Source organism: Paraburkholderia sp. 2C (genome assembly GCF_054589215.1).
On sequence record NZ_BAAILL010000041.1, the window covers coordinates 60,449 to 77,890 of the forward strand.

Below are 17,442 nucleotides of genomic sequence, written 5' to 3' on the forward strand. Positions count from 1 at the left end.
CGAAAAAAATCCGGCAAGGAGAGTAAAGCGGAATTCGCGTGGCGCCGCAAATTGCAGGCTATTTGCAAGGCGCTTCGCGTCGTGCGGCGTTTTCATACCGCAAAGGCGCTTTACGCTTCGGGGTCGCTCAGCGGCATTCTGAAAGCCATCACGGCCGGATCGTCGGTACGGGTGATCGTGAATCCACATGCTTTTGCGAGGCCGAGCATCGCCGTGTTCTCGCGCAGCACTTCGCCGACCAGCCAATGCGTGCCGCGCGTCTTCGCATACGCAATGATCCGCTGCGTCAGCAGGCGGCCGAGACCGCGGCCTTTCTGGTCGGAACGAACGGCCACGGCGAATTCCGCGGTTTCGTTATCGGGGTCCGAGACCGCGCGCACGACGCCGAGCGTGCGTGTCGAACCGTCGGCCGCCGGCACCGTTGCGATCAGCGCCATTTCGCGGTCGTAGTCGATCTGCGTCATCCGCGCAAGTTGCGAATGATCGAAGCCGCGCACGGCGCCGAAAAATCGCAGACGCAGATCGTCGGGCGTCATGGCGTCGATCATCTCGCGATGCGCCCGTTCGTCTTCGGGGCGGATCGGCCGCACGGTCAGCTTCTCGCCGTGCCAGTCGAAGGTCTCTTCGTAGCGGCGCGGATACGGCACGATCGCGAAGCGGCTGCGCGTTTGCGACAGGCGAATGTGCGGGTCGACGACAGCCACGCGATCCCGCATCACACGCAATGCGAGCGACAGGCCGACGATCTCGCGGATATCGCAAACCGCTTGCGATACCGACGTCAGCGCGGCGAGTACCCGCTCGGGGTCGGTATATCGCGCATACGCGGACTTCGCGACGATGTCGCGCGACAGGATCGGGTTCAGCGGCGGCAGTCCGTAAAGACGCAGCGGCGGCGCGATGCCGTCTTCCGATGGCGCGGTGAAGCGAAACACCGGACCGAAGTTATCGTCGTCGCGCAATTCGACCTTGATATCGACAATGGCGGGTTCAGCGCGCTGTTGCGGCGGCAATGCGACCAGGCCGAAATGCGCGAGCAGTCGCGCGGCCGCGTCGCCGTCGAGTTCGGTGACGCCCGCCTTGAGCGCCGCGCACGCTTGCGCCTGCGCGGCATCGACCGCCGCGGAGACACGTGCGGGCTGGCCCTCGGGCGTCTGCATCAGCAATTCGCGGCCCAAGCGATAGTCGACAAGGCGCGCGAAGGCGCGTGCAAGACGTTGGGGGGTCGAATGCACGGGAATACCGTGCGCATGCAGCGCATCGCGCGTGGCGAGCGAAATGCCGCCGAAAAAGCATGCGAGCAGGCCGCGGTACGCGTAGCGCTGATGCGCGATCAGCACCTGCGCGACTTCTTCCGCCGGCGCGCTATGGGTCGATGCGTGCACAACGAATGCGGTGCCGGTGTCGGGCTGATCGGCGAGCACCTTAAGCGCGGTGCCGAAGTGCTCGGGTAGCGCGGTGCCGCCGAGCAGCAGCGGATTGCCTGGTGTGGCGAGCGGGAGCGCGTCGCGAACGGCGGCGGTATTTTGCTGCGAACAGGGGGCAAGCGTGTCGCCGGCCGCACGGAACGCATCGCGCGATAGCGTGGCGAGGCCGCGGTCGCTTGTGATCAGCGTCGCCGATGAGCCCGCCGCCACACGGCCCAGGCCGAGTGTTTCGATTTCGTCGAGCAGATCGTCGAGCGAATCGACGCGCACCATGCCCGCGCGGCGGAATGCCGCGCTGTAGAGCGCATCGGTCGGGTCGTCGCGGCCCGAGCGCAGCGCGAGCACGGGCTTGTTGCGCGCAGCGGCGCGCGCGGCCGACATGAATTTGCGCGCGGCGTGAATCGTATCTACTTCGAGCAGGATCGCGCGCGTGGCGGCGTCGCTCGCGAGATAATCGAGCACGTCGCCCGCATCGACGTCGGCTTCATCGCCAAGCGCGACGGCATGCGAGAAGCCGAGGCCGCGCGCGTCGGCCCAGCCGAGCACCGCGTTCGTCAGCGCATTCGATTGCGAGACCCAGGCCACGCCGCCCGCTTTCACGGTGCACGCCGGCGCGCCGAGATGCGCGCGCAGCGCGGGGGTGACGATGCCGAGGCTGCCGGGGCCGAGAATACGCAGCAGGTGCGGGCGCGCGGCCGACAGCGCGTGGCGCAGATGCGTGCGGTCTTCGTCGCTGCGCGTTTCCCCGACAATAACTACCGCGCGCGTGCCGTGGCCGCCGAGATTGTGGACAATCGAAGGCCAGGTGGCGGGCCGTGTGCAAACGATCGCCACGGCGGGCGGCTCGGGCAGGTCGCCCACGTCGCCGACGGTCGCGTGGCCGTCGAGGATGTCGTACTTCGGGTTGACTGCCCAGATGGGGCCGGCAAAACCGCCCTCGGTCAGGCGCTTCCATACCATCGCGCCGACGCTGCCGGGACGGTGCGACGCACCGATGACGGCGACGGATTTCGGGCGGAACAGTGCATCGAGATTGCGGACGGTCACGGACGCTCCTCGAGTACTTGAATGAGTATCCTCAGATGGAGGGTGCGCGGGCGGGAATGTCGAGGCGGGGCCGCGCGTGTTTTGTCAGGATAGGCGAAGTGGCGGCGCGGTGGGACTTTTTGCAGGCCGAATGCGAGAGCGGGAATGCAAATCGGCCTGCGGCGGGTGCTGACGATCAGATCCGGTCAGATCAGATCGCCTTTGTGAACGGCGCCCCGGAGCGCTCGCGCAATTCGTTGAATACGATCTTCGGCCAGGCCTTTTGCGCGACCTCGATCTCGGAGATATGCGAGGCGAGATAGGTCGGCGCGTTCGATGCGTCGAGTGCGATGCGAGCCGAGTACGAATCGAGAAAGCGCCGCAGTTCGCCTGCGTCGTCGCAGGTGACCCAGCGCGACATCTTGTAGCGCGCCGACATCATGCGAACGTCGACCTTATATTCAGTCGAAAGCCGGTGTGACACGACTTCGAACTGCAGTTGCCCGACCGCGCCGAGCACCATCAATCCGCCGACGACGGGCTTGAAGACCTGGATCGCACCTTCTTCGCCGAGTTGCTTCAATGCTTCGCCGAGTTGCTTCGCCCGCATCGGATCGACCACTTCGACGGTCTGGAAGATTTCCGGCGCGAAGAACGGCAGGCCGACGAACTGGAGGTCTTCACCTTCGGTCAGCGTATCGCCGAGGCTCAGCGTGCCGTGATTCGGAATGCCGATGATATCGCCCGCGTACGCCTCGCTGACTGTTTCGCGCCGCTGGGACAGAAACGTGACGACGTTGTTCGCGCGGAACGTCTTGTTCGAACGCGTGACCTTCAAGGCCATCCCGCGTTCGAAGCGGCCCGAGCACACGCGAATGAACGCGACGCGGTCGCGGTGCGCGAGGTCCATGTTCGCTTGCACCTTGAATACGACGCCGGTGAACTTCGGTTCGTCGGGTTGAACCGGACGTTGCACCGTCATGCGCATCGATGGCGGCGGTGCGAGATCGACCAGCGCGTCGAGAATTTCCTTCACGCCGAAGTTGTTGATGGCCGAGCCGAACAGCACGGGAGATTGCTGGCCCGCGAGGAATTCGTCGCGATCGAATGTGGGCGTGGCGCCCGTGATCAGATCGACTTCGTCTTTGGCTTTCGTCCACGCGTAGCCGAAGCGGCGTTCGCCGTCTTCATGACTGATGGCCTGCAGCGTTTCGACGTCGCCGCCCAGGGTGTCTTGCCCCGCACGGAAAACGCGGACCTGATCGCGCTGGATGTCGTAGACGCCCTGGAAGTCCTTGCCCATACCGATCGGCCACGTGAACGGGACGGCTGCGACGCCCAGGTGCTGTTCGATTTCGTCGAGCAGTTCGAGCGGCTCGCGCACCTCGCGGTCGAGCTTGTTGATAAACGTGACGATCGGCGTTTTGCGGCTGCGGCACACTTCGAGCAGCTTGAGCGTCTGCGCTTCGACGCCGTTGGCGCCGTCGATCACCATCACTGCGGCGTCGACCGCGGTCAACACCCGGTATGTGTCTTCCGAGAAGTCTTCGTGGCCCGGCGTGTCGAGCAGATTGATGACCGCGTCGCCGTACTCGAACTGCATCACCGAGCTTGCGACGGAAATGCCACGCTGCTTTTCGATTTCCATCCAGTCGGACGTGGCGTAGCGATTGCTTTTGCGGCCCTTCACGGTGCCGGCGATCTGGATTGCGCCGGAGAAAAGCAGCAGCTTTTCCGTGAGCGTGGTTTTGCCCGCGTCAGGGTGAGAAATGACCGCGAAGGTGCGGCGGCGTTGGAGTTCGGAGAGGGACATCAGACAAAGTCGTTTAGTGAAGGCTAGCAGAAAGCGCCGGTACGGATGATACACGTGCTGCGCAAAACGTTATAAAAACGTACCCTGTCGGCATTCGCCGTCACCGCACAGCACGACTACTGATAAGACATGGTAAATGTGGCCAACGCTTTAACGGTACCCGCCGAGACCAGGCCCGTCCGGACATATCGTGCTGTCAGCGGTACCTTCAATATGCCGTTGGGAGAATCGCCGACCGTCCATTGATTCAAGTTGCCGGGCGCAGCAGAATCGGGGCCGAATGAAACCGGCGCGCCTAGAGGATTCAAGATCTGGACGCCAATTCCTGTTGCGGTCGAGTCTGCGGTTATTTGCAGCGTCGTCGTCCGATTAGAGGGGCTTACGCTGTCTGTCAGCGTTATCAGCACTTTCGCGCCAGTATTGCAAGAAAACGACAGAGTGAAGGGCTGAGGCGCCGCGACCGCACCGATTCCCGACCTGAATGCACCCGTATCGGCAGTCGGCAAAATGACTGCAACCTGGGTTTCGGAAACAGAACATGTCGCATGTGTCAGTATTCCCGTAGCGCTGCCCGTATAGAGCGGTGACTTGTTCCAGTATCCCGTCCCGCCATCCGATGTGGCGAAGCCGATAGTCACCGTCGGAGCCTTGGAAAAGTTTGACGCGCCCGGAGCAACCACGCCCGTTACGACCAAGGCAACGGTTACAGAGACATTTGCGGCTTGAATCGGCCCGTTCAGTGGCCCACTGAACGGGCAGTTAATCCGCACGGCACCGTTTGTCAAACCCACATTCACCGCATTGCACTGCGGCGAATTGAACGTATAGCGCGTACCGATCCCTGCAATTCCAGTTTGATACACGTCACTGAAACCAGCGGCAAGCGGTGTTGCGGTCTTGAAGTCTGAATATAAAGTCGCGGACGTGTCTCGAAGACCACCATCAGGAAAGTTGCATGTGAGTTGGAACGGATCAGGTGCGAGCGTCAGTACCGTTGATCCAACAGCAGCGTTCACGGCAACCGAAACCGTACCCGCATTTAGCACCTTGTCGACTGAGGCGACCTCGCAAGTAAGGTTCGCGCAAACGGATCGAGAAAGAAGCAAGATAGAGATCATCTGAGCGGCTCGCACTATTCCTGGACGAAAAATTTCGCCCCGCCGTTTCGCCAGATTTGTTACGACTCGGTGCCGCGTGAGAAATACGAGATTGCGCACCATTGCAGCCCCTCTTGTCACGTCATCTGCCACATTTGCTTCCGCCGTCCCCTTGATTCATCGCCGCGAAATCTGCGTGAGATCTACGCAATGCCCCTGCACCGACAAATAAGCCTCCTGCGCCTTCCCGCTCTGCTTCGGCAACTCATAATCCACCCGGCACTGCTGCTCCGCGCCATCACCCCACTTCACCACCAACGCGCCCTTATCTTCCAGCCCGCGCGCAAAAATCCGGCTATCCTGCGCCACCACACCGACGTTGCGCCCATTCTGATCCATCACCTCCGCACCGAACGGCAACGCCTCGCCACCCAGCCGCGGCGCCTGAATCAACGCGGCGCGCCCGGTCACCGTCTTGTACTTCAGCATCACGACCGACCCGGCGCGCGGCACCGCATGCTCCGACGTCGATTCGAATTCGACGTCTGTCGACGTGCCCTTCGTGTCGATATCAACCGTGTTCATGGCGTACGGCGTCAGATACGGCACGACCGCGTAACCGCTATGGTTCACTTTCACGCCTTGCGCGCTCGTCACCTGCGCGCCCTCGGCGCCCTTCGCTTCCACGATGCCGAACGTGTCGCCGACCGTCTGCGAGAACGTCACGCCGCCCGGATGCGCGACGATCGAGCCGCTCACGCCCGCAGAGACCTGCGCTGAATTCGCGCCCGCACTCGCCGAAGCCGTCACCTGCGCATACGGCGCGCGATACACGCCGCTCACGCCCGCGTTCCCGCTACCCGAGCCCGCGCTCTGCCCATATGTGCCGTACGCGTTGTACGACAGCTGATTATTCTCGCCCACCGTGCCGCTCACGTTCGCCTGCAAATTCGACGTATCGCCGTTCTTCGACAGATTGGTCGTCAGCATCGGCGCGTGCTGCGTGTGGCCGAGCGGAATCGTCGTGCTCAACATGATTTCGTTCGACATCGATCCGTCCGAATTGCGCGTGCGCCCCGCGGTAATGCTGTACGTGCCGTACTTGAAGCTGTTCGAATAGCCCGCCTGAAAAAACGTATCGCTGCCGCTGCGATTCCAGTAGTGCTGCGTCGATGCCGTGAAAAACACGCTGCCATGGTCCTTCAGATTCTGGTTGATCGTCACTTGCATGCGGCCGCGTTCACGGTCCACCGTGTTCAGATCCCCACCATGCAGCGCCGCATCACGCAGCGTGGCCGCATCCGAAAAGCTCATATAGCCCGCGGTCGAATAACGATAGGCAGCCACCGTGATGCTCGTGTCCGTCGGGTCGATAAACTTGCTATAGCCGATCCGCAGGCTCGTGCCACGCATCGCGTTCTGCCCAGGCACTTGCGTTTGCGACGCGGTCACGTCCGCCGAAAATGCGCCGTATTTCGTATTGAAGGCCGCGCCCGCGTTTGCCGCAAGATATCCGTTCGATACGATCGCGCCGCCATACAACGTCAGCATATTTGTCATGCCGCGCTGCATCGTGAACTGCACGAAGTTCGGCTTCGTCTGCAATGAATCGTTGCGCAGCTGGCCCGCGGTGAATGCGAAACGCGTCGTGCCCGGACGCAGCGATTGCGCAACCGACGCATACGGCACCGTGAAGCTCTTCGTGCGACCATCGGCTTCGGTTACCGTCACGTCGAGGTTGCCGCCGTAGCCGGTCGCGTAGAGGTCGTTGATCTCGAACGCGCCCGGCGAGACCGTCGTTTCATAGATCACCTGATTGTTCTGGCGTACTGTGACGCGCGCATTCGTTTCGGCCGTGCCGCGTACGACCGGTGCGTAACCCCGTAGCGACTCGGGCAGCATGCGGTCGTCGGTGGCGATTTGCGCGCCGCGAAACGACACGCTGTCGAAAACGTCGCCAGTCGTATAGGCGTCGCCGAGCGTGACCTGCGAGCGCAGTTTGGCGACGTCGCGCTGGACGTATGTCGCAACGTTATCGAACGTCGTCGCCTGCCCCGTCGCGGCCGTGACCGACGACTGGTGACGAAAATGCCATGCACCAAGATTGAGGCCCGCGTTCAGGCCCAGATACTCTTGCGCCGAATGCACGCCGGGGCCGTCCGTGCGATAGGCATTCGCGTTGTAGCTCACGAAGCCCGCGTTGACACCCTGCTCCCACATTTCGGGCGGCACATAGCCGCGTGCCGAGTTGCGCATGTATTTCTGCGGCACGGCGACGACGATCTTCTGTTCCGAGAAGTCGAATTCGACCGTTGCGCCAGGTACGGCAACACCGAGGTCGATGCATTCGTCAGCATTGCTTGACGATGCTTCCTCATCGGCGCCGTGTTTTGCGCCTGTATCGGCCGCCGCTTTTGCGAAGTCGACGCCGAATCCCTGCAACGTCTTGCGGCCGAAACACGGGCGGGCACTTTCACCGTTCGCAGCCGGGACAAAACGCACGTCGTCGTGCGCGACGCGCGTGTCGTTGACCCAGATGTCCACTGAATACACGCCCGGCGAAACGAGATTGCCATGCGCAAAACGCGCGACGTCGACCTTTTGCGTCGAATCGGTTTGCAGGAACGTCGTATCGAATGAAACCGCAGCATTCGCGCTATTCACGACGCCGGCATCGGACGGCATCTTCACATCTGCCGCATGCGCGCTGCCCAGAACCGCGAAAGCAGCCAGCACAACCGCCGTGATCGGCTTCAGGCTCGATGCGACTGCATTGAGATTGACGTTTGCATGCGATTGTCGGCGGCTGGAGGTCATCATTCGGAAAACTTCGAACAGGTGGTTGCTATCTCGAAAAGCTCAAACCGATGTTATTTTTTCGAGATAGCGAAGTACCTAGGACGAGTCCTATTTGTGAGATGGCCTTTTAAGACGCACGTCGATTGCGTGCGCGATAAGCGCTCAGAGCAGAAAAGTCGCGAGCTGTTGAGAAAAGATAGGAATCGATAGCGGGCGAAGGCGGACGCTTCGCCACGAAGAAAAACGGCGCCTAGTGATGCAACTGCGCGTCGCCCGTCAATGCGCCGCCGTAGTCATTGATAGCCGTGTAGCGAACCGTAGCGGACGCGGGCGCCGCTTCCATCTTTGGCACCACGATCAGCGCCGTCCCGCGCGGCGGCACCATGCCACCCGTTTCATTGCGCCAGGTTTGCGAACCATCGACGACATCGACTTCGCTAAACGACACGAAATACGGCGTCGGATTCGACACGGACAACGCCTGTCCTTTTCCCTGTGGTGCCGGAACGAGCTTCCATTCGAGTTGACGCGGCGCTTCATCCGGGCTGCCCGGCAATTTCGGCGGCCGCACAAATACCTTGATACGCGTGCGAAAGGCAAACTGCAGCGAGTTCGCGTCGGCTTTCTGGTCGGCTTTTGGAGGAATATCGAGCACGTTGAGCCAATAGACCGACTCGCGGTCCTGGGGCAACGCCATATCGCCGCTGAAAATCACGCGCAGCATTTGCGTCTTGCGCGCATCCATCCGGAAGATCGGTGGCGTAATCACAAACGGGACTTTCGCTTCGCCGGGTTTCGAATCCGCGTTGCCATCGTCCATCCATACCTGCACAAGCGATGGATTCTTGCTGTCGTTTTCAAGCTTGACGGTTACTTCGCGCTGATCGAGCGGATAGATAACGCGTGTACCGCCGATTGTCACACTCGCATGCGCACCGCCGATCAGGCACATACCGGCCACGCTTGCCGCGATCGCCGTTTGAACGAAGGTTTTCATCGCATTTACCTTTGCCCGTTTGTGTTAGCAAACGCCTTTAATGCCGTTCCAATGTATTGCTCGAAACAATTCAGGATAGCTTAGCCACTGACAATCGGTTTGCCATTTCATGCGACGTCGTTATTGGTGTTGATGCGAATATCGATTGGCTGAAGCTGATCGTTCAGCAGGCGTATCTCAGCGTTCTTTCCGCCGTTCCCGATCGACACATTCTTCAGATAGCCGGTTGTCGGTTCGTCCGTCGTGCGATTCTCGAAACGGGCAAGCGCCTCAGTTGCGAAACCGGCGCATCCGGTCGGGCACGTCGTATCCGCAACGGCGCCTCGAATAGCAACGGTGCCGTCCGCCGCCTGAGCATTAATCGACACAACACCAAAAACTCCGGCTGAAACGAGCGCAAGCGCAGAGAGAAGCGATTTCATACCTGTTTTCCAAAAGAGATCCATGAAGATTGCAAACGCCACAAGGGCGTCGCCTATGCGACGCCCTTCAGACGTGACTTACTGGTATTGCATCGTGTATTGCACCGACGTCGACACGCTGCCCGCCTGCGCTTTGCCCGTCGCGAAGTACTGAGCGAAGTACTTGAGCACCGCTGCCCCGCCGGTAATCGCCGTGCCGTTGCTCGCGATATCGTTGTTCTGGCCGGTGACGATGTTGATCGGCTGCATGCTCGCGTTGAGCAAACGCACCTGAACGTTCTGGGCACCGTTCGCGCTCGCCATGTTCTTCAGATAGCCGGACGATTGATCCACCGTCGAGCCGTTTTCGAAGCGGGCAATCGCCTTGGTCGCCGCACCGGAGCAGCCGCTCAGAACCATCTGAATGTCGCCCATATTCGACGTGCCGGCGACCGCACCCGCCGACGCCAGCGAACCCGCCTGGACCGTCGGCAGCGTGACCGAAATATCGGCCGGCGTGCCCGATGCGGCGCCGTTGATCGAACATGTCGTATCCGATACCGAACCCTGGATCGTGATCGTGCCGTCAGCGGCGCGAGCGTTGAGCGATGCGATGCCGAAGAGACCACCAGCAACCAGAACGAGCGTGGAAAGGCGCAGTTTCATGTTTGACACTCCAACAAAATTGAACGAAGCAGATTGAGATCGGTACGCATCAGTTCCTACCATCTGACCGCACCGGTCCTGATTTGCCCCGTCGCTCTCGCCTCGTTATCGGAGGCTTTCGTTGAAGCGCTGAAGCAGTCATCAGGTTGAACAGAATCTTAAAAATGTTGTGACTAAGAGTCCGTAAGACGACTCTTAAATTTGAGATGATTGTCTCGGCAACGGATCAGCCGAGGCAGAAGGCAGCCGGGTAAAGGTGAGGATTTTCGGGAGCCGCACAAAAGAAAACGCCGCATCGGTTGCCCGGTGCGGCGGCGTCAAGCGGGAAAGGTGAGGATATTCGGGAGTGAAGGGCGCTGCTGCGCGCCGGCGCCGCTATAAGACAAGCAGCGCCGCTGCGCCCAGCCAGCGCCACCCGAGGCGATGCTTCGCGCGTTGCCGCCTACTCTTCGATCAGGAACCGGTCGCGATTCTTGCCGGCCAGCCAGCCCGGGGCACGGCCGCGGCCGCTCCAGGTCTCGCCGGTTTTCGGGTTCCGGTACTTGGGCGGAAGAGCCGGTTTGCGCGTCGCCGGGCGTTTGCTCGAAAAACCGAGTTCCTCGGCGGTAATGCCGTATTCGGCAATCTTCTCCTTGATATCGGCAATGGCTTGCGCGACTTCCTTATCGCGCGCAAGCGACATTTCCTTATGAAGTTTTTCGAGTTGCGCAGTCAGCTGCTTATACGTGGCCATCGAGCATCGTCTCCTGTCAGTGTCGAGTACGGCAGGTGTGACCGTACCAGACACAAAAAGTGCCGGGTAGCCCGTATTGCCCCGAGAGAAGACTTTTCAAGCGCACTCAGCTCTTTCGCGCCCGCGCCTCGAGCGCCTTCAAAGCCTCGCTGAGCTTCTTGACACGGTCCATCTGGGCCGGCACCAGCACCGCGCCCGAAACCGAATTGATACGATTTCGCCAATAGGACAATGGAATGCCATCATTAGGCGAAATGCGTGGAATTATCCGTTCAAGGTGCTCAATATCCTTTTCGATTTGATCGTGATTCATCGCGTTCCCCGTATTGACCGTATGTCGAGTCATTCGTCTATTGCGCAAACGGTGTTACGGAAAACCAGGCCACACCGTTTCACGTGTTTATTCTTTTTTCGAACGTCTTTCCGGTATTGCATGAAACAGCATGCAAGCTCGATCTCCCATGCATCGTCGCCGCGAACGACTGCGAACGACTATAGGATGCCGATCTGCACGCGTCCGTTGCCCGCCGCACGGAAGTCGGCAGTCCAACAGCCGAAGGCCGGTAAAAATGCCGTATGGGAGGAAATAAGAACGAGCGCGCGCGGCGCTAAATGAACATCGACGGGAAATTAAATCGAACGCCCGGCAATTTATGCTGGCTGATTAGGAAAAGAAATGCCCATTTCAGAATGAACCAGCCAGCGATCAGACAGCGGTTAATGCAAAACGGCTTTCATCGATTTGTCGCCATGCATACGCGCCAACGGCAAGTCATCTCCCGTCCGCGTTTCACCCGCGATGGCGCATATTCGACTTCTACTTGCGCTTGCACGCATACAGCAGATTGCGAACACCGCTTTCTACCGTCTGTCGCACGACCTCATAGCCGGCGCCGTCGCAACTGGCCGCCGCCTGCTGATCGCAGCTATCCGAGCCGTTCGTACATTGGACGAGCGTCGTCGGACGACCGTCGGATGCAAACAACGGTGCGCTGCTGCCGCAGCCGGCCAGGAGGGCCGTTGCCGCCAACGCCGCCACTGCGCACGCGGCGCGGAACGGACGGAACCCGCGACCGCCGCACGCCGCCTCGAATAATTGACTGCCGGAGATCTGACTGCATTTCATGGGCAACCCCGCTTGGACCTTTTGGACCTGTTGTTTTTCGACGATGAGATTGTGCCATGCGGGCGCTACATTGCGTCATTGCGCATCACTAACGCCGGCAGGCTGGTCCGGCGCGGCAAGCGTCCTGTAGGGCGCCGGCGCGTCCGCGCTCGTGCCGACGCGGATAAACACCTGCTCGACGTCCGGAATCGCCTCCAGTTGCCGGCGCAGCGCCTGCCGGTCGAACGAGGCCGGCGCGCAGCCTTCGGCGTAGACGAAGCGACGCTGCACGGTGATCCACAGGCTCGTGCCGTCGAACGGGCGGGAATCGGTGAAATGCGCGCGGATCGCATCGGCGATCGGCTGGTCGTACATATACGAATTGGGCTTCGTGCATTTGTGGGCGAGCCAGCAGGTCGTGCCGCGCTCGACCCGGTAGTGCGCATCGTCTTCCATCTGCGCGCGGGTCATCAATGGGCCGAGTGGGACCGGACAGCCTAGCAGCGCGTGGGACAGCTCGAAGAACGGGTCGTTGAACCAGTTCTTGCGCTCGAGCGGCGGCGCGGCGGCCGACGACAAAGCTGATGAAGCCCGTTGTTGCGCATACGATGACAGGCCATGGCACAGGCACAGCACGCCGGCCACGCCCGCCATGCAAATGCGGATAGATCGGGTACCTGAACGTGTCATCCCTCCTCCCTTACGTTATGTCGGCCAGCCGCGCGCGGCGCTACCCCTTTTCGGTGCGCGCGTCCCGCACCAGACGCTTATTTTCTCGACCGTCAGCACAACGTAAATCGGGTATTCTCATGAGCCTTGCGAAAACCGGCATGGAACCTGCGAACGCAGGCGCCGGCATCAGCGCCGATACCGGCCAAAGCGGCACCCGCTCCGCGCCGACCGCCCCCGCCAACATTCGCAACCAATCCATAAAACCAGGTTTTGGAGACGCCTCTTGTCCTTTGTCATTGTCCTTGCCGCTCTGGCATTTCTGATGTTCGCCGCCTATCGCGGCTACAGCGTCATTCTCGTCGCGCCCGTCGCCGCGCTCGGCGCAGTGCTGCTGACCGATCCCGCGGCCGTCGCGCCGGTGTTTTCCGGCATCTTCATGGAAAAGATGGTCGGCTTCGTCAAGCTGTACTTCCCGGTATTTCTGCTTGGCGCCGTGTTCGGCAAGGTTATCGAACTATCGGGCTTTTCGGAGTCGATCGTCGCGGCCGCGATCCGATACATCGGCCGCTCGCGCGCGAACGCGGTCATCGTCGCGGTTTGCGCCTTGCTGACGTACGGCGGCGTGTCGCTGTTCGTCGTCGTGTTTGCCGTGTATCCGTTTGCGGCCGAGCTCTACCGTCAAAGCAATATTCCGAAGCGCCTGATGCCGGGCGCGATCGCGCTCGGCGCGTTTTCGTTCACCATGGATTCGCTTCCCGGAACCCCGCAAATTCAGAACATCATCCCGACCACATTCTTCAAGACCACCGCGTGGGCCGCGCCCGGACTCGGCATCGCAGGGTCGCTGTTCATCATCGTCGTGGGGCTCGCGTTTCTCGAATGGCGACGCCGGTCGGCAATGGCCAAAGGCGAAGGCTATGGCACGTCGCTCGTCAACGAGCCGGAGCGCGTCGAGACGTCGCAGTTGCCGCATCCGCTGCTTGCAGTGGCGCCGCTCGTGCTCGTCGGCGTCGCAAACTTCGCGCTGACGCGCTGGTTGCCGCAATGGTATGGCGCGTCGTACACGGTCGCGCCCGATGTGTTACCGGGCGTGCATGCGCCGGTTACCGCGACGATCAAGTCGGTGGTCGCGATCTGGGCCGTCGAAGGCGCGCTGCTGCTCGGCATTCTGCTCGTCGTGGCGACCGCGTTTGGCCGCGTCAGCGAACGCTTTGCGACCGGCACTAAATCGGCGGTCGCGGGCGCGCTGCTCGCGTCGTTGAATACCGCATCGGAGTACGGATTTGGCGGTGTGATTGCAGCACTGCCAGGTTTTATCGTAGTAAGCGATGCGTTAAAGAGCATTCCGAATCCGCTCGTCAATGCCGCCGTGTCGGTCAGCTCGCTGGCCGGCATTACCGGCTCCGCATCGGGCGGCATGAGTATTGCACTCGCCGCGATGTCGGATCTGTTTATCAAAAGCGCGGAGGCCGCACATATCCCGATGGAAGTGCTGCATCGCGTGGTGGCAATGGCGAGCGGGGGCATGGATACACTGCCGCATAACGGCGCAGTCATTACGCTGCTGGCGGTGACAGGGCTCACGCACCGCGAGTCGTATCGCGACATTTTCGCGGTAACGGTCATCAAGACGCTTGCGGTGTTTTTCGTCATCGCGCTGTATTACGCGACCGGGTTGGTTTAACGCACCACGCCTGGATCAGATTTCATCTGCCTGACTTCGAACCGGAGCAGGCAGTGCACTTCTCCCAGCAATCGCATCACTCGGCGACATGCCATAACGCTCTCTAAACACACGGCTGAAGTGAGCATGCGATGAGAAACCGCATCGCAATGCCACGGGTTCGCGCCCGGATAGGTTGCGTGCACAACGACCGTCGGTGGCACCACCTCCGGATACTCGCCAGCCGGCAACAGAGGGATCGCGATCAGGCCGACCGCGAACATAATGATCGACAGCACAACGGCGAAAATCGGCCGGTCGATGAAGAACTTTGAAAAATCCATCGGAGAACCCCCTCACTCGGCCGTTGCCGTGCTGTTTGCGGGGACGTCGGCATGCGCATCCCCTTGCCCCGCCGAACCGGATACGGGATTGACCACCTGCCCCGGGTAGTAGATCTTCTGCAGTCCCGAGACGATCACCCTGTCTCCCGCTTTCAAGCCCGCTTCGACCACGCGAAGACCATCGATCGCCCGGCCGAGCGTGACGTCCCGACGGAGCGCCTTGTTTCCGGGGCCAAGCACATAGACGTACTTGCGGTCCTGATCCGTCAGAACCGCCTTGTCGTCGATCAGAAGCGCGCTGTGATGCTCACTGCCGGGGAACTGGACGTGAGCATAGAGTCCGGGCGTCAGCAGATGGTCGGGGTTGGGCACCACCGCTCGCGCGCGTATCGTGCCCATCGTCGAATCGACCTGGTTATCGAGGAAGTTGACCGTGCCGGCATGCGGAAAGCCCTCTTCGTTCGCAAGGCCGATTGGCACCTTTTGCGCGGTACCGGTCCCTGCCCCTTGCTTCGCCCGCCCGAGATAACGCAGATAGCTAGGTTCGTCGGCGTCGAAATACACATATATCGGGTTCTGCGAGACGACAGTCGTCAGCAAGGTCTGATCGGCCTGAGCCAGATTGCCCACGGTAAGGAAGGCCCGGCCCGTGCGGCCGTCGATGGGCGAACGGACCTCGGTAAAGCCGAGATTCAGGCGCGCCGTTGCGACAGCGGCCTCAGCCGCCCTCACGTCAGCGTTCGACTGCTCATACGTCGCGTGCCGCGTCTCGAACTCTTGCACCGAGATCGCCTTACTTTGGATCAGCGCTTGAGCCCGCCTGTCTTGTGCGCGTGCGAGGGAGGCCGTTGCACGGGCACGCGCGAGTTGTGCCTCCGCGCTCGCGAGGGCGTCCTGGTAAGGCCGCTTGTCGATGACGAACAGCACATCGCCCTTCTTCACATCGTCGCCTTCCTTATAGACGACGCGGTCCACATAGCCACTGACCTGAGCGCGCAGCTCGACTGTATCGATCGCACTCACGCGCCCATTGAACTGATCCCATTCCTGTATCGCTTTAGATGCGACCGGCGCAACGTTCACCGATGACGGCGCGGCGGCGCCTTCCGAATTCCGGCATGCACTGAATGAAAACGCTAAAGCGCTAAAGGCAACGAGGCGAAACAGCGCGGCAAGGACCGTGGCCGGCATGACCGCATATAGACGAGCCATAAACTGCGTGTTCATCACTGATATCTCCACAACGGGCCGCACGATGATCGTTCTTGAGCTGATTCGTCATGTCATGCCTCACGGAATCGCTAATGAGAAAAGGATCAGACGGCGCTATGGTGCAACCGATAGCAGTGGGCAAGAAGAGCCAAAATTATGCAAAACATATAGGCCATCGAGCGAACTCACATCGCGTGCGCGTAAGAAATCCGCGGCGTCCGCGCGCTATGCCCTGGCGCTTTACCCGATTCTTGTCCCTGTACGTTTTGCGGAACTGGCCTTAGCCTCGACAGTATCAGAACCGAATGGCGACACGCTTAGATGCACACACCGATGCCGTTTATCAGCACAGGGGTCGGAGATGGATTGCGCTGCCTCGTTTATCTCGTCGATACGCCCGCTGATGAGCTTACCGGCGGCTCGATGAATGGAACGGGCGGGCTAAAGGAAGAGCGCGCGAAACCGCAGCCAGTTTTGTGGTTTGGCACTTTCTCCAGCGCCGCACCGCTTCGGGCGACACGATGTTTTTCGTCCAGACTCGATCGAGTACATCTCAATACTACGATATATTAAGTCGTAGTAAAACCGAAAAAATCCTATGCTTTATTCGTCGCCGAGAGATTTCCGCCTTTCGGCTTCCAGACTACGATTTTTCGTATCGTAGACAGACCACCCATCAGGAGTGACCCTATGAAGACCATCAAGACCGCGTTTGCCGCCTCCGTCGCCGCTTTTGCCGTTCTGTGCGCACCGCCATCCGCGCACGCGCACGGCGCCGACAGCGTGCAAGAGACCATCAAACCCGCGTTCCAGACACCGATCGCGAACGTGCCCGGCAAGACCATGACGGCGCTCGTCGTCGACTACAAGCCAGGTGGAAAGTCGCTGCCCCATCGGCATGGCGAGGCGTTCGTGGTTGCCTATGTGCTGCAGGGAGAAATTCGCAGCGCGGTCAACGGCGGCGAGCCGCGCGTCTACCACGCCGGCGAATCGTGGACCGAAGCGCCCGGCGATCATCACACGGACAGCGAAAACGCGAGCAGCACGAAGCCCGCGAAGCTGCTCGCGATCTTTGTCGCCGCCGCCGACGACAAGAACCTTGTGATATGGGACAAAAAGTAGGCGTGCTGGCGCCGGATGAACAAAAGGCGATCCGCTGGATCGCCTTTTTTGCTTTGACTGACCCCCTCGAGCATCACGAGGCGTTCCAACGCTATGTATCGAGCGTCCATCTATTCATTGCACTTGCACTCCAACTTGCAATCCATTATCGTTACTACGACACATCAAGTCGTAGATTGAAATGTTGAACCGTAGAGAGTGACGCACCATGAAGCCGATCCGATTAGTCTGCACGCTCTGTGCTGTTGCCGTCATATCCACATGCATTGCCGCCTGGGCGTCGGCGACGGAATCGGCCTCGGTTACGTGTGAATTGATCAGCGAAATGGGCCTGCGCGGCACAGCGTCATGGTCCGCGCCCGACG

The 17,442-nt window shown here is 60.7% G+C and carries 16 protein-coding genes and 1 pseudogene; 3 read left to right on the plus strand and 14 right to left on the minus strand.

Features of this window, described 5'->3' with window-relative positions; genetic code table 11:
• Positions 1–110: 110 nt before the first annotated feature.
• The 11 genes from ACYPXD_RS18890 to ACYPXD_RS18940 form a co-directional block, all read right to left on the minus strand.
• Entirely contained in the window at positions 111–2,474 is a 2,364-nt protein-coding gene (locus tag ACYPXD_RS18890) for a GNAT family N-acetyltransferase (protein ID WP_459714436.1), read from the minus strand.
• A gap of 190 nt (positions 2,475–2,664) precedes the next feature.
• A complete protein-coding gene (locus tag ACYPXD_RS18895; RefSeq protein WP_459714438.1) occupies positions 2,665–4,266 on the minus strand; it encodes a peptide chain release factor 3 in 1,602 nt (533 codons plus the stop codon).
• Positions 4,267–4,382: 116 nt separating this feature from the next.
• Complete coding sequence (locus ACYPXD_RS18900) at positions 4,383–5,384, minus strand: fimbrial protein (protein ID WP_459714440.1); 1,002 nt, start codon at positions 5,382–5,384, stop codon at positions 4,383–4,385.
• A gap of 156 nt (positions 5,385–5,540) precedes the next feature.
• On the minus strand, positions 5,541–8,183 hold the full coding sequence (locus ACYPXD_RS18905; protein WP_459714442.1) for a fimbria/pilus outer membrane usher protein: 2,643 nt from the start codon (positions 8,181–8,183) through the stop codon (positions 5,541–5,543).
• Between the two features lie 229 nt (positions 8,184–8,412).
• Positions 8,413–9,159: a fimbrial biogenesis chaperone gene (locus ACYPXD_RS18910; RefSeq protein WP_459714444.1), complete on the minus strand. Its 747-nt coding sequence runs from the start codon at positions 9,157–9,159 to the stop codon at positions 8,413–8,415.
• Positions 9,160–9,266: 107 nt separating this feature from the next.
• Positions 9,267–9,581, minus strand: coding sequence for a hypothetical protein (locus ACYPXD_RS18915; protein WP_459714446.1), 315 nt, complete (start codon positions 9,579–9,581; stop codon positions 9,267–9,269).
• Between the two features lie 78 nt (positions 9,582–9,659).
• Positions 9,660–10,226, minus strand: a complete 567-nt coding sequence (locus ACYPXD_RS18920) for a fimbrial protein (RefSeq protein ID WP_459714448.1) — start codon at positions 10,224–10,226, stop codon at positions 9,660–9,662.
• A gap of 442 nt (positions 10,227–10,668) precedes the next feature.
• Positions 10,669–10,959, minus strand: coding sequence for an H-NS histone family protein (locus ACYPXD_RS18925; RefSeq protein ID WP_459714450.1), 291 nt, complete (start codon positions 10,957–10,959; stop codon positions 10,669–10,671).
• Between the two features lie 106 nt (positions 10,960–11,065).
• Positions 11,066–11,272, minus strand: coding sequence for a hypothetical protein (locus ACYPXD_RS18930; protein ID WP_459714452.1), 207 nt, complete (start codon positions 11,270–11,272; stop codon positions 11,066–11,068).
• Positions 11,273–11,776: 504 nt separating this feature from the next.
• The gene (locus ACYPXD_RS18935) at positions 11,777–11,998 is read right to left on the minus strand and encodes a hypothetical protein (protein ID WP_459714455.1); all 222 of its coding nucleotides are present in this window, start codon (positions 11,996–11,998) and stop codon (positions 11,777–11,779) included.
• Positions 11,999–12,160: 162 nt separating this feature from the next.
• Positions 12,161–12,754 (minus strand): BON domain-containing protein, encoded by a 594-nt coding sequence (locus tag ACYPXD_RS18940; protein WP_459714457.1) that lies wholly within the window; start codon positions 12,752–12,754, stop codon positions 12,161–12,163.
• 265 nt (positions 12,755–13,019) lie between these two features.
• Here ACYPXD_RS18940 and ACYPXD_RS18945 point away from each other — a divergent pair, with 265 nt between their 5' ends.
• Complete coding sequence (locus tag ACYPXD_RS18945) at positions 13,020–14,420, plus strand: GntP family permease (RefSeq protein ID WP_459714460.1); 1,401 nt, start codon at positions 13,020–13,022, stop codon at positions 14,418–14,420.
• A 15-nt stretch (positions 14,421–14,435) separates the two neighbouring features.
• On the opposite strand, the gene ACYPXD_RS18950 is transcribed toward ACYPXD_RS18945, so the two are convergent.
• The 3 genes and pseudogenes from ACYPXD_RS18950 to ACYPXD_RS18960 all read right to left on the minus strand — a co-directional run bounded on the left by ACYPXD_RS18950 (position 14,436) and on the right by ACYPXD_RS18960 (position 15,934).
• Entirely contained in the window at positions 14,436–14,576 is a 141-nt protein-coding gene (locus ACYPXD_RS18950) for an AraC family transcriptional regulator (protein ID WP_459714933.1), read from the minus strand.
• Positions 14,576–14,743: pseudogene (locus tag ACYPXD_RS18955) on the minus strand (efflux RND transporter permease subunit); the annotation flags it as partial. The gene ACYPXD_RS18950 and the pseudogene ACYPXD_RS18955, both read right to left, overlap by 1 nt.
• Positions 14,744–14,755: 12 nt before the next feature.
• Positions 14,756–15,934, minus strand: coding sequence for an efflux RND transporter periplasmic adaptor subunit (locus ACYPXD_RS18960; protein ID WP_459714938.1), 1,179 nt, complete (start codon positions 15,932–15,934; stop codon positions 14,756–14,758).
• 711 nt (positions 15,935–16,645) lie between these two features.
• Here ACYPXD_RS18960 and ACYPXD_RS18965 point away from each other — a divergent pair.
• Complete coding sequence (locus tag ACYPXD_RS18965; protein WP_459714462.1) at positions 16,646–17,077, plus strand: cupin domain-containing protein; 432 nt, start codon at positions 16,646–16,648, stop codon at positions 17,075–17,077.
• A complete protein-coding gene (locus tag ACYPXD_RS18970) occupies positions 17,062–17,265 on the plus strand; it encodes a hypothetical protein (RefSeq protein ID WP_459714464.1) in 204 nt (67 codons plus the stop codon). The genes ACYPXD_RS18965 and ACYPXD_RS18970 overlap by 16 nt, the downstream gene beginning before the upstream one ends.
• The last annotated feature ends 177 nt before the right edge of the window (positions 17,266–17,442 follow it).